Raw genomic sequence first — 14,991 nt, 5'->3', positions numbered from 1 at the left:
TCAACCGCCAGCAATTCGGCCGCATTGGACGGTTTAACAGAACCACCGTAAAGAATACGAAAACCATCGGCGTCGCCAAAACGTTCTTTTAGCTTGCGTCGAATGGCGGCGTGCATTTCGGCAACATCTTCGACAGCCGCCGTCCGTCCGGTACCAATGGCCCAAACTGGTTCATAGGCTATTACGGTATTTTCGGCATTTGCCCCCTTGGGCAAGGAAACATCCATCTGGCCGCACACAACAGAAATGGCCGCTCCAAGGTCGCGTTCCTGCTCCGTTTCGCCCACACAAACAACAGCAATCAGCCCGGCATCATGGGCGGCAATGGTTTTCTGACGGATGACGGTTGAGCTTTCACCGTGATCGGCACGACGTTCCGAATGGCCCAAAATAACATGGCTGGCACCAATGTCGGCCAGCATGGATGCAGCGATATCACCAGTATGCGCGCCATTTTTGTCAAAATGGCAATCCTGCCCGCCCGCATGAATATCACAATGACCAAGGACTCCCACCACGTCAGCCAGCAAGGTAGCCGGCGGACACAATAATATATCGCAAACCGGTTTTTGCGCAGCAGACGACAATTTTGCTGCAAGGCCACTGGCCAGCGCCAAACCATCAGCACGCAAGCAGTTCATTTTCCAGTTACCGGCAATTAATGGACGACGACCTGGCATTGAATTTTTCCTTTTTTTAACCGGTGATGCGACAAAGCCCGGTATTATGTGACGGACGCCTTATTCGCAACATCAGAACCGAAGAGTTATAAAACGTTTCCTGCCCGTGTTTTAGCATGTGAGAACATCCGGGCCAACCCCGGTTGGAGGCCCTTGCCACAGCAATTGAAACGGCTTATGCAATCGGGTGTTGCCGCCCTATCCTCTCCCCATTAAGATGCGCCACCGATCCGCACGGTTTTTCCCGGTTACCGGGACCGTTTTGGCATGAAAAGTTGCCGGCCAACTGGCGCCGGTCCGACGCAACGAATTGTTAGGCTACTGAATATGCTATCTGGCATTCGCACATTTTCGAAATCCATCTTTGCCAAAGTTCTGTTTGGCATCATCGCGATCAGCTTTGTCGCATGGGGGCTTAATGCCTCGATGTTGAGCCTTGGCAATTCCCGCGAAGTCGCCGAAGTCGGCAGCCAGTCTATCAGTCCTGCCGAACTGGACCGCGCCTTCAAACGCAATATCGATAAAATGCGCCGGGTTTTCGGCCCTGGCTTTGATCAGCAGCAAGCCATTCAGATGGGCCTTCTGAACAATACGGTTCAAGGTCTGGTGTCTCAAAAACTGCTGGAAGAAAATGCAAGGGACATGGGCATCGGTATTAGCGATGACAAAGTTCGCGACAACATTTTCAATAATAAAAGTTTTAAGGATGAAACGACCGGCCAGTTTGACCGTCAAAAATTCCTGCAAATCCTGTATCAAAACGGATATAGCGAGCCGGAATTCATCGAAGGCATGCGAAGTGACCTGATGAGCCAGCAGGTTGTTGGTAGCCTGAGCGCCGCCAGCACCCCGCCGTCACCGTTGGTTAAAGCCATTGCGGCCTATCGCAATGAAGACCGCAGCGGACGTTTCATTACGTTGGGCGATGATGACATTGCCGCAATAGAAACCCCGTCTGACGATGTTTTGAAAAAATTTCATGACGATCATAGCGACCAGTTTACCGCCCCGGAAACCCGTAACGCGACACTGGCCTTGTTGACGGTTGATCACCTTGCACAGACTATGGACGTTACCGACGACGAAGTGCTTGATGCCTATAACCAGCGCATTGGCGAGTTTCAAACCCCGGAAAAACGTGCCGTAGAACAAATTCTGTTTGCGCCGAACGACAAGGAAAGTGCATCGGAAGCCTATAAAGCACTTCAGGGCGGCGAAGACTTTATGAAAGTCGCAACCGAGCAGGCAGGCATGAAAGAATCGGTTGTCAAACTTGGCGAATTCACCAAAGACAACATGCTTCCTGATCTGCGCGATACAGTGTTTGGCTTGCCTGAAGGTGGGTATTCCGAACCGGTTGAAACGGCGCTTGGCTGGCACATCATGCGCGTAACATCAATCACCCCGGCCCACGAACAAAGCCTGGATGAAGTTCGCGAACAGGTTGAAAATGGCGTAAAACGCCAAAAAGCCGAAGATCAGATTTTTGATATTGCTGCCCAGCTTGACGATGAGTTGGGTGCGGGTACGTCCTTAAAAGATGCCGCAGCAAAAGTGAATGCGCAGCTATTTACCCTTACCGACATTAAAAAAGGTCAGGATCTGGGACAGGGCATTGTTGACAGTAAGGAAATCAATTCGAAAATTTACGAATTGAACGAAGGCGACGAAAGCTTTCTGGAAGAAACCCAGAATGGCAACCGTTATGTCGTCAGCGTAACCAAGGTTACCCCGTCAGCAGTGCAACCGTTCGACGACGTGCGCGATGCCGTTGAAACGGCCTGGAAGGCTGACGAAAAACAACGCCTGCTGGGCGAAAAAGCCGATGCCCTTGCCGCCCGTATCAATGATCAGGGGGCAAAAATTGATGACATTGCTGCCGAACTTGATAACAGCATCGACGATACCGGCATGACCAAACGCGATGGTCGTGGTTTGTCGGCCGATGCCAACCCCGCCATTGCCGGTGCGCTGTTTAACCTTGCACAGGGCAAGGCACAGTCGGTTGTCGGGCAAAACGGTGTTTCGGTTGTTGTTCTCGACACCATCAAACCTGCCGGTGACACCACTGGCAAAGACGACCCGATTGTTTCGGAACTGCAAGACAGCCTGGATCAGGATATCGTTTCGCAATATCTGGATTATTTGCGCGATGACATTTCCATCAGCCTGAATAATGGCGTTGTAAACGGGCTGTATGCCCAAAACGCCCCAGCCAACTAGGCAGGACAACCTATGTGGGGCGATCCGGTAACCGGATCGCCCTTTTTTCATTCCAGTTACTTTTACGTTTGGTTTTGATCGGATTGCGTCATGGACATCAAACCGGATTTCGCAAGCTTTACCCGCAACCATGAAAATGGCATTGCGCAGGTTGTTTACACATCCCTTACCGCCGATCTTGACACGCCGGTATCAGCATTTCTGAAATTGGCCGAAGGCCTTCCCAATACCTATTTACTTGAATCGGTTGAAGGCGGCGCCAGCCGTGGCCGCTATTCGTTTATCGGTTTCAAACCGGACCTGATCTGGCGGTGCTTTGGGGACAAGGCAGAAATCAACCGCCGGGTTATGGCAGATGCGGATGCCTTTATTGCCCAGGACGAAAAACCGCTGGATGCCCTGAAATCCCTGATTTCCGAAAGCCATATCAACCTGCCCGATCATTTACCCCCCATGAGCGCAGGCCTGGTTGGTTATATGGGCTATGACACCGTTCGACTGATGGAAAAGCTGCCCGACAACAACCCTGATAATCTTGATGTTCCAGACGGAATTTTCATCCGCCCGACCGTCACAGCCAGCTTTGACACCATTGCTGATACTGTCACAGTGGTAACGCCTGTACGCCCGGAATCCGGTATTGATGCCGCCGCAGCCTATGACCTGGCATGTGCGCGTCTAAACGATGTAGTGCAGCACTTTCAGCGTAATCTGTTTATCGACCGCCGATCCCGCACCGTTCCTCAGGATCTGCCTGAACCGCAAGTAAGCGTTGATGAAGCCGGTTATTACGACATGGTCGAAAAGGCCAAGGAATATATCCGGGCTGGCGACATTTTTCAGGTCGTTCTGTCACAACGCTATTCCCTGCCCTATCAATTGCCGCCCTTTGCGTTTTACCGTGCGTTGCGACGCATTAACCCCTCGCCCTTCATGTTCTATCTTGATATAGGCGGTTTTCAGGTGGTGGGTGCCAGCCCGGAAATTCTTGTCCGCCTGCGCGATGGGGAAGTCACCATTCGCCCTATTGCCGGCACCCGCAAACGCGGCAAAAACTCCGAAGAAGACAAAGCGCTGGCCAAAGACCTGCTTGACGACCCCAAGGAACGGTCCGAACACCTGATGCTGCTGGATCTGGGGCGCAATGATGTGGGCCGGGTGTCAAAACCGGGCACCGTCCGTGTTACCGACCGCGAAACCATCGAATATTATTCCCATGTCATGCATATTGTTTCAAACGTGGTCGGCCAGATAGACCCGCAATATGATGCGATGGATGCCCTGAAAGCAGGATTTCCGGCTGGTACCGTTTCCGGCGCGCCCAAAGTCCGGGCCATGGAAATCATTGATGAGCTGGAGCCGGTGCGACGTGGCATTTATGCCGGATGTATCGGTTATATTTCGGCTGATGGATCAATGGATACCTGCATTGCCCTTCGCACCGCCGTCATCAAGGATGAAGTGATCCATATTCAGGCCGGTGCAGGGATTGTTGTTGATAGCAAACCCGACATGGAACATCAGGAATGCCGAAACAAGGCCGGAGCCCTGATGGCCGCGTGCCGCGAGGCCCATCGATTTGCCTGACCCTTGAAAAAAGCCTGAAAAACCAAAACGGGAGCCCCCTTTTTGCGGCTCCCGTTTTTTATTTGCTCAGCTGTTAAAAACCAAACTGTGCTGTCAGCCCGTCACTTTAACACCTGTACGACGAACAATATCGGTGGCCGGCACAAAGACAAACCCTGCGGCCTGCATTTTGGGAATCCATTTGGTCAAGGCTTCCAGCGTCAGATCACGAGGATGACCAATGGCAACGGCATAGCCACGTTTGCTGGCAACATGTTCAACACGATCCAGCATTGCCGAAATTTTGCCGGCATCATCGGCATCATCAATAAACACATCGCGCTCAATAGCAGGAACGCTGTATTTCCCGGCTTCCTGATACCCAACGGATTTTGCGCTTGTCCGCGAGTCTAAAAACATTAACCCTCGCGATTTCATTACCTGCATGACAACGGCCATGCGTTCAGGGTCCGACGTAAATTTACTGCCCATATGGTTGTTAACGCCAACATAACCGGTAAAACGGTCCAGCATCCATGTCATTTCGTTCAGGATCGCGACCTTGTCATAGCTGGTTAAAAGTGCGTGCGGCCCCGGATCAACCGTTCGTGATGTCGGTTCCATTGGCATATGCAGCAAAATTTCATGGCCGCGTTTGCGCGCAGTTGCCACCTGTTCAGGCAAATGGGTTGCATAAGGTAAATATGAAATCGTAATTGGCCCCGGCAACTCTGCCGCTCGTTCGGTTCTCAGTTTATCGATCCCTGCGTCATCTATGACAATCGCAATAACTGGTGCGGAACCGGTATCGGGTACATGAGTGGCAAATTTTTGCCATGCCAGTTCGGTGTTCGCCGGCGGTTCTGCATGCGGCAAAGGTTCAGGATTAAGCTTTGGTATTGATCCAACATTTGGCGACGGATTAGGCCTGGGCTGCGGCAAGGCATCCGGTTCGGTTTTATCAATGTCCTCCGGCGTTCTTTCCACCATATATCCGGGCCGGTTTGGTGCATCATATCCCTTGGAAAAATCCATTTTTGGCGGCTTTGATGTCTGCCGTTCCGGTGGATTCGGTTGTGTCGACGACCCTGACGACAAATCACTCACCGCCTTGTGGGCTGCGCGGTCAAGCTCCAGCATACTGCCTGCGGCAATCATTGCTGAAACAGCTCCGGCCACCATCGCGGCCCCTAACATAAGCCGTCGAAAACCGCCGGGCTTTTTCACCGTTTTCTTCCGGGTTTGTGCTTTGCCACGTGTCGCTGGCTTTTTCTTTTTTGCCGGTGTTGAGCGCCGTGCCACGCCGTATCTCCAATCCATGAAATTTCGGGTCTTGATGCCCATAATAACGCAAAGCACGTCTGCCTGTGATAAGGCAAACGAGCTACCAGATCGATCCTGGCGGGGTATTCTTACCTGATCTGTGGTTAGCAGCCTGTTAAAGGCCGAAAATCCATACCGCTATCGCTTGACGTAGCGGCAATGCCGTTTATTCTCGCCCGGTCTGAAACACAGGAAGTCCCGGGACCACGATGTATCTGCTCATCGACAATTATGACAGCTTCACATTTAATTTGTGGCATTTTTTACGTGAACTTGGCCCTGAGGTCAAAGTGGTCCGCAACGATGAAATCAGCGTTGCCGATGCCCTTGCCTTGCGCCCGGAAGGAATTGTGATTTCCCCCGGCCCATGTGACCCGCAGCAGGCGGGCATCTGTGTCGAGCTGATCAAACAGGCAGCCGGGCAGATAAAACTGTTGGGTGTTTGCCTTGGCCATCAGGCCATTGGCGCAGCATTTGGCGGCGACGTTGTACGTGCGCCCCAATGTATGCATGGCAAAACCGATGGAATGATCCACACTGGATCCAGTGTTTTCAAAGGCTTGCCTTCGCCAGTTATTGCAACACGTTACCACTCGCTGGTTGTTGACCGGGCGACATTACCTGATTGCCTGGAAATTACCGCCGAAAGTGCGGATGGATTAATTATGGGAATGCGCCATCGCGATCATGAAATTCACGGTGTTCAATTCCACCCTGAAAGCATCGCGTCCGAGCATGGCCACGAACTTTTGAAAAATTTTATTGATTTCTCCGCCGCCTGAAGTGTTCGGCGCCAACAAAAAAGGGAACATTCCATGTCAACGGAACATGATCTCAAACCGACACTGGCCAAAGTTGCCACTGGCGCCACCCTAAGCGAGCAGGAAGCCGAACAAGCCTTTGACGTTTTAATGTCAGGTCAGGCAACACCGTCGCAGATGGGGGCGTTTTTAATGGCATTGCGGCTGCGCGGCGAAACCATTGATGAAATCACCGGGGCGGCCCGTGTCATGCGCGCCAAGGCCACCGGCTTAACTGCTGCCCCCGATGCGGTCGACACCTGTGGCACCGGTGGCGACGGTAGCGGCACCTATAACATATCGACAGGTGCGGCAATTGTAGCTGCCGCTTGCGGCGCCAAAGTTGCCAAACATGGCAACCGGGCGGCCTCTTCCAAGTCCGGCTCGGCCGATGTATTGGCTGCATTGGGGGTTAATCTGGATGCCGATATGAGCCTTCTGGAAAAATCGCTGAAGGAAATCAATCTTTGCTTCATGATGGCCCCTCGCCACCATTCAGCCGTGCGTCATGTGATGCCAACCCGGGTGGAAATGGGGACCCGTACCGTTTTTAACCTGCTAGGCCCCTTGGCCAACCCGGCCAAAACAAAACATCAGGTGATTGGCGTTTTCGCCCGGGACTGGGTAGAGCCGATTGCCCATGTGCTGAATCGCCTGGGTTCGGAACATGCATGGGTGGTGCATGGCGATAGCGGGCTTGACGAAATTTCAGTCACCGGACCAACCTTTGTCGCCGAAGTCAAGGACGGCAAGGTTACAACTTTTGACATTGATCCGGCTGATTATGGCATCGCCCCTGCCTCGCTTGATGACCTTAAAGGTGGGGATGCCGAAACAAATGCTGCCGCCATTCGCAATTTACTGGCCGGGCAAAAAAATGCCTATCGCGACATTGTGCTGTTAAACGCGGCGGCAGCCCTTGTTGTGACCGGCAAAGCCAAAGACCTTGCCGATGGCATTGCACAGGCCCGCGCGGCAATTGACAACGGCAAGGCCGCGCAAACGCTGGAACTGCTTGTGAAAATCTCGAACGAAGGAAACGCGGCATGAGCGATGTTCTCGACCGTATCTGTAACGACAAACGCGATCACGTTGCAGCCTGTAAAGCCAAAATGCCGCTTTCCACGCTTGAAGCCGCTGCCGCCGCACAATCCGCGCCGCGCGGTTTTATTGCATCGCTCGAGGCGTCAATTGCCGCAGGTCGTTATGGACTGATTGCGGAAATAAAAAAAGCATCCCCGTCAAAAGGCCTGATCCGCGAAGATTTTAATCCGCCCGCCCTTGCCCAGGCCTATCAGGCTGGCGGGGCAAGCTGCCTGTCTGTCCTAACCGATATTCCCTATTTTCAAGGGGAGGATGCCTATCTGGTCGCAGCACGTGCTGCCGTCGACCTACCTGTTCTGCGCAAGGATTTCATGATTGATCCCTATCAGGTTACCGAAGCCCGCGCGCTGGGCGCAGACTGCATTTTGCTGATCATGGCCGCCCTTGATGATACACAAGCAGCCGAGCTTGAAGACCAGGCCCATCAGTTGGGAATGGATGTTTTGATCGAGGTTCATAACGCACCGGAACTTGAACGCGCCCTTAACCTAAAATCAAAACTTATCGGCATAAACAACCGAAATTTAAAGACTTTGGAAGTATCCCTTACCACAACCGAACAACTGGCTGCGATGGTAGACAAAGACCGGTTACTGGTTGCCGAGAGCGGAATTTTCACCCCGGACGATCTGGCCCGCATGGGCAAAGTCGGGGCAAAATGCTTTCTTATTGGCGAAAGCCTGATGCGCCAGGATGATGTCAAACTTGCAACCCAAACCCTTTTGGCAAAACCGGCATGACGAACAAACTAACCCACTTTGACGATGGCGGTAATGCCGTGATGGTGGATGTTTCCGCAAAGGACGTAACAACCCGCACAGCAACGGCCAAAGGTCGCGTTACCATGCAACAGGCAACTGCTGATCTGATTGCACGCCATGGCCATAAAAAGGGTGATGTCCTCGCCATTTCCCAGCTTGCCGGAATAATGGGGGCAAAACGCACCGCGGATCTTATTCCGCTGTGCCATCCCCTGCCCCTGGACTCGGTTTTAGTTACGCTAGCTTTGGCCGAACATGAAAGTGCTGTTGATATTACGGCAACCTGTAAAACATCAGGCCGCACAGGCGTTGAAATGGAGGCCCTGACAGCGGTTTCGATCACCGCCCTTACCGTTTTTGACATGTGCAAAGCCGTTGATAAAACCATGCAGCTCACCAACATTCGGGTGGTTTACAAAGAAGGTGGTAAATCAGGCACCTTTATCGCAGACTGATTGCCACCTTCCCCGGTAGCAAGCATTAAGCGCATTTGGCCCGGAAAAGTCATTTCGCTGCCTTTAACCACATAAAACGTGTGGAAAAGGTATGAGAGCACGTTAGATGCTTGACCCCAAACCGGAACCAAAGTAGAACATTAACGTATTCGATTTGTTCTTATTTGGGTTCGGGAAAACGCCATGCTGACGCGCAAGCAATATGAATTGCTGGTCTATATCGACAATCATCTTCGCGATCATGGTATCTCGCCATCATTCGACGAGATGAAAGAAGCGCTAAGCCTTAAATCCAAATCGGGCATTCATCGTTTGATCACCGGCCTTGAAGAACGCGGTTTTATCCGCCGGCTTGCACATCGCGCGCGCGCCCTTGAAGTTCTTCGCCTGCCCGACAATAATGACGACGATGCACCCGCAACAGCCACCACAGCCCGTGTTACGCCAATAACATCGGCGCGCAAAACCACTCATCGGCCTGCCATGGTGCCATCGGCCTTTTCCGAAATACAGGAAAGTGTCTCTCTTCCGTTATTTGGCCGTATTGCTGCAGGCACGCCGATCGAAGCCCTGCGTGATCAAAGCACACATGTTCAGGTGCCTGCCGCCCTTTTGGGAACAGGCGAACATTATGCGCTTGAAGTTTCGGGTGACTCAATGATCGAAGCCGGCATTCTTGACGGTGATACTGTTCTAATTCAGCGCTGTGAACAGGCCAACGATGGTACCATTGTTGTCGCATTGGTTGATGACAGCGAAGCCACGCTTAAACGGTTTAAACGCGGTTTGGGGCAAATTCTGCTTGAGCCTGCCAACGCGCGTTACGAAACCCGTTCGTTAACACCGGACCGCGTACAAATTCAGGGCCGCCTTGTTGGTCTTTTACGCCAATATTAAGGGGTAATCTACCCGCGCAACCAGTTTACAGGCATGCCTTTTTCTCGCAAAGGAACGGCAAGTTAACGTCCGCCAATGCTGATCCAGGGCCAATAACCGCTTGTGTCACGAACTGTTCTATACGTTGCTGGCTCGCCTTTTACCGGTAAAAAGGCGGCAGCTCCACCTTGCCACCACAAAACATCATCATCAATAATCAAGGGTCGTGTTTTGCAGGCTCCTTTCGGAAAATCTTGCTTCAGGACCACAATAATGTCTGCATGTCGGCAAATATAAAAAGGATCGTCAATTGTCTCGGCAATGACAATCCTTTGTCCATTTCGTTCAAACCAGCAAACGGATTCCCCACAGCGATCTGTTTGCATCACTGCCTTTGAAGGATTAATACCGAAACGTGACATCCAGATACTGCGATGGAAGCTGCTGATTTTACCATTAAAAACCAGTGTGCCGTTCACAGGATTATGGATAACCCAGTCCTTTTGACTGCCCCCGACCAGAATATCTGGCTGGTATACAAAAAACATTGTGCCAATCGCCCCCAGCACCGGCACCATTGCCAATCCCCGAACCGGCCATTTACGCCAGATCACCCCCCAAAGCAAAGCCAGTAATATCGGGGCGACCACCATTGCCGAAGGCCGGGCCACATACCAAAGCCCCCAATCCTGCCCCGCAACCAGGCGGGCCAGATGGATCAAAATCTCCAGCGCCGGAGATAATATTGTTAGCGGCACCACCTCCAGCCCGAAGGGCATAAAAACTAGCGTCGCGACAATGCAGGGCATAATCCATAACGCCATCAGGGGGATCGCCACCAGATTTGCCAACACACCAAGCAACGAAACACGCCCGAAATGAAACCCGATAATCGGCGCCGTAATTGCAGTCACCATGACCCCGGTAATCAGCAGCAACCCAAAATACCGCCCTGCCCGCTCCCAGGCGGCCACATCCCTGCCTGTCGCCATCCATTTGGCCCCTGGCCCCTGATAAAAGGCAACCAGCACTGTAACGGCCGCAAATGACAACTGAAAGCTAGCCCCCAATACCGCGTCAGGCCGCACAACCATAACCACCAGCGCCGCAATTGCCACCAGACGAAGCGATATGGCGCGCCGATCCACCAGCACGGCAAATAAAACAATTGCCGTCATCACAAAGGCGCGCTGGGTGGGCACCGTTGCCCCGGACAAAAACAAATAAAGCGCCCCAACCATAAAACCGGCCACTGCCGACCATTTTTTGATCGGATATCGCAATGCGATAGCGGGGATCATAGATAGCATCAGTCGGGCCACGAAAAACACGACCCCGCATAAAAGACCCATATGCAGGCCTGAAATCGCCAGCAAATGCGCCAGCCCCGATTTCCGCAAGTCTTCCGCCAGTTCCGGCGGCACGCCGCCGCGTTCCCCTACCAGAATGGCATTAGCCAACCCTGCTTGAAGCTCAGGCAGAGTCTGATTAATACGCGCCATGATGGCCAGGCGCAGCCGTCCTGTAGCTTCTAACAGACTGGTGCCAGCCCTGTTTTTCGGTTCTATTTGATAATTGCGCCCAAGAGCAAAACCGGTACCGCCGATCCCGTCAAAATAAAGGGCACGTGCAAAATCCGGGTCGCCAGGTGTTTCGGGCACGCCAAGCGGAAAAAGTTTTGCCTTGCCCGAAAAAATATCCCCGGGAACAGCATGAATTGCACCTTGCAACGAAATCCGTATTTTCGCCGGAACATCCGCATTTTTTATACCGTCAATTAATGACGGTGCAATAACCAGTCTGGTGCGCCCATCACGGGGCTCGACCGACACGATAGCACCAATCAACGACGCAGTATAAACCGGTTTTTTAAGAGTCGGCGCCTGCACCAGATACAAATGGAACTGCACCAGGGACGCGCCGGCAAATATCGCAAACAGCATTAAAACAGTAAAAAAGGGAATAATGCGCTGCCGACTCAGCCACAACCCAAAAGCTGATGCAATGAGGCCCGCGACCAAATACGCAGCAAAAGGTCGCGCATGAAGCGAAAGAAATATCGCCTGCCCCAACCCAAAGAACATGGCAAAGGACAAAATCCACTTTTCACGGTCATCGGCCAGTGCTGTTGCAATATGATTACAAACAACCTTAAAGCCTTGAAAAAAAGTAATTTGTCGCCATCTTATTCGACGAATGTTTAATAGTATAGCGTGCCTCGGGCTTTTATCTATCATCGGCTGTGGTGCAACAGCATTCCGAATATGATATAGCGTGCACGCCAAAAGTCTTAACGATAAGCGACAACATCCAGAAAAAACGGATAAAGCGAATGACGGTTGTTACCCGTTTTGCCCCGTCTCCGACCGGGTTCCTGCATATTGGCGGCGCACGTACCGCCCTTTATAACTGGCTTTATGCCAAACATACCGGTGGCAAATTTTTGCTGCGGATCGAAGATACCGACCGGGAACGCTCGACCCCGGAAGCCGTCGAGGCGATTTTTGCAGGCCTTGACTGGCTTGGGCTGAACGCTGACGAAGAACCGGTCATGCAGTTTGCCCGCCGTGAGCGCCACGCCGAAGTTGCGCATAGCCTGGTTGAAGCTGGCAAAGCCTATTTTTGTTATAGTTCGCCAGCTGAACTGACCGAAATGCGTGAAAAAGCCCGCGCTGAAGGCCGGCCCATGAAATATGATGGCCGCTGGCGTGATCGTGATGCGAGCGAAGCCCCCGAAGGTATTAAACCTGTCGTGCGCCTCAAATCACCATTGGAAGGTGATTCGGTTATTATCGACCAGGTTCAGGGTGAAGTAAGGGTGGCGAACGACCAACTCGACGACTATATCATCCTGCGTGCCGATGGCACCCCCACCTATATGCTTTCTGTTGTGGTCGACGACCACGACATGGGCATTACCCATGTTATTCGCGGTGATGATCACTTGACCAATGCCTTTCGCCAAAAAGCGCTGTATGACGCTATGGGCTGGGATGTCCCGACATTCGCTCATATTCCGCTGATTCACGGCCCTGACGGTGCCAAACTGTCCAAACGGCATGGCGCCCTTGGTATCGAAGCATATCGCGATGAAATGGGCTTTCTGCCCGAAGCTATCAACAACTATCTGCTGCGTCTGGGGTGGGGGCATGGCGATGATGAAGTCATTTCTGCCGAACAGGCCATTGAATGGTTTGATATTGCCGATGTCGGCAAGGGTGCATCGCGCTTTGACTTCGCAAAACTGACCAATCTGAACGGTATTTATATACGTCAGGCTGATAATGCTCGCCTTGTGGATCTGATCGAACCTGCCATTGCATCTGAACTTGGTGTGCGCAATTTAGATGCAGTGCAGAAAGAAACCTTGATCAAGGGCATGTCAGGCCTTAAAGAAAGAGCCAAGATCCTTACCGAGTTGGCTCAATCAGCCACTTTCTATGTCACAGACGGCGTATTGTCCTTCAATGACAAGGCACAGTCATTGATCGACGAGGCTCCCGCCGGATTATTTGCTGCATTAGCGAATGACCTGGCCGGGCTCGATACATGGCACGAAGAAGCCATCGAGACTGTTGTCAAGCAGATCGCACAAAGCAAGGACTTGAAACTGGGCAAGGTTGCCCAGCCCTTGCGCGCTGCTTTGACAGGCTCCAATTCTTCACCGGGCATTTTTGAAGTAATGCAGGTGCTCGGAAAACCCGAAACGCTGAACCGTCTTAAAAAATTTGAGGCGGCATAACAGCACCAAAAAAGCATCGGGAAACTTTAGTCTGTTTGCGCTTTGTGCGCTGCGGCATTATGCTGCACCCAATCGAAAACCATGTTCGTTAACAGGGAAGGAAAAAAGTCATGGCTCAAAATTCCAAGACTTCCCATACCGTGACGCTAACCGACAATTCCAACGGCAAGTCGTATGAGCTTCCGGTTCTTGAGGGAAATATTGGACCGTCGGTCATTGATATCCGCAAACTGTATGCTGATACCGGTTACTTCACCTATGACCCCGGCTTCACCTCGACTGGCAGCTGTGAATCAACCATCACCTATATTGACGGTGACAAGGGTATTCTGCGCCATCGCGGTTACGCCATTGATGATCTGGCTGAAAAAGCTGACTTCCTTGAAGTTTGCTATCTGCTGATCTACGGCGAACTGCCCAACAAGGCAGAACGCGACAAATTCAGCGCTGACATCACCATGCACACCATGGTGCATGAGCAGATGCGCAATTTCTATAATGGCTTCCGCCGCGATGCCCACCCGATGGCCATCATGTGCGGGTCTGTCGGTGCCATGTCTGCGTTTTATCATGACAGCACCGACATCAGCGATCCGAACCAGCGCCTGATTTCGGCTTACCGCCTGATCGCAAAAATGCCGACCATTGCGGCAATGGCCTATAAATACTCGATCGGTCAACCGTTCCAGTATCCGAACAACGCCCTGTCATATTCAGAAAACTTCCTGGCAATGATGTTTGGCGTTCCGTGCGAAAAATATAATGTCAATCCGGTTCTGGCCAAAGCAATGGATCGCATCCTGATCCTCCATGCTGACCATGAACAGAATGCGTCGACCTCGACCGTTCGTTTGGCCGGTTCTTCAGGCGCGAACCCGTTTGCATGTATTGCTGCCGGTATTGCCTCGCTTTGGGGTCCGGCACATGGTGGTGCGAACGAAGCCGTTCTGAAAATGTTGAACCAGATCGGTGATGTTAAAAACATTCCTGATTTTGTTAACAAAGCCAAAGACAAGAACGATCCGTTCCGTCTGATGGGCTTTGGTCACCGGGTTTATAAAAACTACGACCCGCGCGCCAAGGTTATGCAGGCGACCTGCCATGAAGTTCTTAAGGAACTTAATGTTCAGGATCCGCTTCTTGACGTTGCACAGGAACTTGAACGCATCGCACGCGAAGACGAATATTTCGTCGAAAAGAAATTGTACCCGAATGTCGATTTCTATTCGGGCATCATTTTCAAAGCGATGGGTATCCCTGAAAGCATGTTCACTGTTCTGTTCGCAGTCGCCCGTACGGTTGGCTGGATCGCCCAGTGGAAAGAAATGATCGAAGATCCTTCTCAGAAAATCGGCCGTCCGCGTCAGCTGTTCACCGGCGATGTGGAACGCGAATTCAAAGAAGTGGACGCACGTTAATAGCGGCGTTCATAAAACAAAAAGGCCCGGAGAAATCCGGGCC

12 protein-coding genes are annotated in these 14,991 nt (G+C 52.1%); 9 read left to right on the top strand and 3 right to left on the bottom strand.

The window, feature by feature from the left end:
• Positions 1 to 680, bottom strand: a 680-nt coding sequence (gene tpiA, locus THS27_RS24615; RefSeq protein ID WP_085595445.1) for a triose-phosphate isomerase, incomplete at its 3' end; no start/stop codon positions are given.
• Between the two features lie 327 nt (positions 681 to 1,007).
• Here tpiA and THS27_RS24610 point away from each other — a divergent pair.
• On the top strand, positions 1,008 to 2,903 hold the full coding sequence (locus THS27_RS24610) for a SurA N-terminal domain-containing protein (protein WP_085595443.1): 1,896 nt from the start codon (positions 1,008 to 1,010) through the stop codon (positions 2,901 to 2,903).
• 90 nt (positions 2,904 to 2,993) lie between these two features.
• Complete coding sequence (trpE, locus tag THS27_RS24605; RefSeq protein WP_085595441.1) at positions 2,994 to 4,490, top strand: anthranilate synthase component I; 1,497 nt, start codon at positions 2,994 to 2,996, stop codon at positions 4,488 to 4,490.
• Positions 4,491 to 4,583: 93 nt separating this feature from the next.
• Here the strand turns inward: trpE and THS27_RS24600 are convergent, their stop codons facing one another.
• Entirely contained in the window at positions 4,584 to 5,696 is a 1,113-nt protein-coding gene (locus THS27_RS24600) for a divergent polysaccharide deacetylase family protein (protein ID WP_246833099.1), read from the bottom strand.
• A 305-nt stretch (positions 5,697 to 6,001) separates the two neighbouring features.
• On the opposite strand from THS27_RS24600, the gene THS27_RS24595 reads away from it, so the two are divergent.
• From THS27_RS24595 to lexA, 5 genes are all read left to right on the top strand, one after another.
• Complete coding sequence (locus THS27_RS24595) at positions 6,002 to 6,574, top strand: aminodeoxychorismate/anthranilate synthase component II (RefSeq protein ID WP_085595439.1); 573 nt, start codon at positions 6,002 to 6,004, stop codon at positions 6,572 to 6,574.
• Positions 6,575 to 6,607: 33 nt separating this feature from the next.
• Complete coding sequence (gene trpD, locus THS27_RS24590) at positions 6,608 to 7,642, top strand: anthranilate phosphoribosyltransferase (RefSeq protein WP_085595437.1); 1,035 nt, start codon at positions 6,608 to 6,610, stop codon at positions 7,640 to 7,642.
• Positions 7,639 to 8,436: an indole-3-glycerol phosphate synthase TrpC gene (gene trpC, locus THS27_RS24585; RefSeq protein ID WP_085595435.1), complete on the top strand. Its 798-nt coding sequence runs from the start codon at positions 7,639 to 7,641 to the stop codon at positions 8,434 to 8,436. The genes trpD and trpC overlap by 4 nt, the downstream gene beginning before the upstream one ends.
• On the top strand, positions 8,433 to 8,912 hold the full coding sequence (gene moaC / locus THS27_RS24580; protein WP_085595433.1) for a cyclic pyranopterin monophosphate synthase MoaC: 480 nt from the start codon (positions 8,433 to 8,435) through the stop codon (positions 8,910 to 8,912). Before trpC ends, moaC begins: the two co-directional genes overlap by 4 nt.
• 183 nt (positions 8,913 to 9,095) lie before the next feature.
• A complete protein-coding gene (gene lexA, locus THS27_RS24575; protein WP_085595431.1) occupies positions 9,096 to 9,809 on the top strand; it encodes a transcriptional repressor LexA in 714 nt (237 codons plus the stop codon).
• Positions 9,810 to 9,871: 62 nt separating this feature from the next.
• On the opposite strand, the gene THS27_RS24570 is transcribed toward lexA, so the two are convergent.
• Entirely contained in the window at positions 9,872 to 11,872 is a 2,001-nt protein-coding gene (locus tag THS27_RS24570) for a ComEC/Rec2 family competence protein (protein ID WP_168185001.1), read from the bottom strand.
• A 248-nt stretch (positions 11,873 to 12,120) separates the two neighbouring features.
• Between THS27_RS24570 and gltX the strand changes: the two genes are divergently transcribed.
• Positions 12,121 to 13,530 carry a glutamate--tRNA ligase gene (gene gltX, locus THS27_RS24565; protein WP_085595427.1) on the top strand — a complete coding sequence of 470 codons (1,410 nt, stop codon included), beginning with the start codon at positions 12,121 to 12,123 and terminating at the stop codon, positions 13,528 to 13,530.
• Between the two features lie 110 nt (positions 13,531 to 13,640).
• The gene (locus THS27_RS24560; RefSeq protein ID WP_085595425.1) at positions 13,641 to 14,948 is read left to right on the top strand and encodes a citrate synthase; all 1,308 of its coding nucleotides are present in this window, start codon (positions 13,641 to 13,643) and stop codon (positions 14,946 to 14,948) included.
• Positions 14,949 to 14,991 lie beyond the last annotated feature (43 nt).

Source organism: Thalassospira sp. MCCC 1A01428 (assembly GCF_002115825.1).
In the GTDB taxonomy this organism is placed as follows: Bacteria; Pseudomonadota; Alphaproteobacteria; order Rhodospirillales; family Thalassospiraceae; genus Thalassospira.
This window is presented reverse-complemented; position numbering and strand designations above follow the sequence as displayed.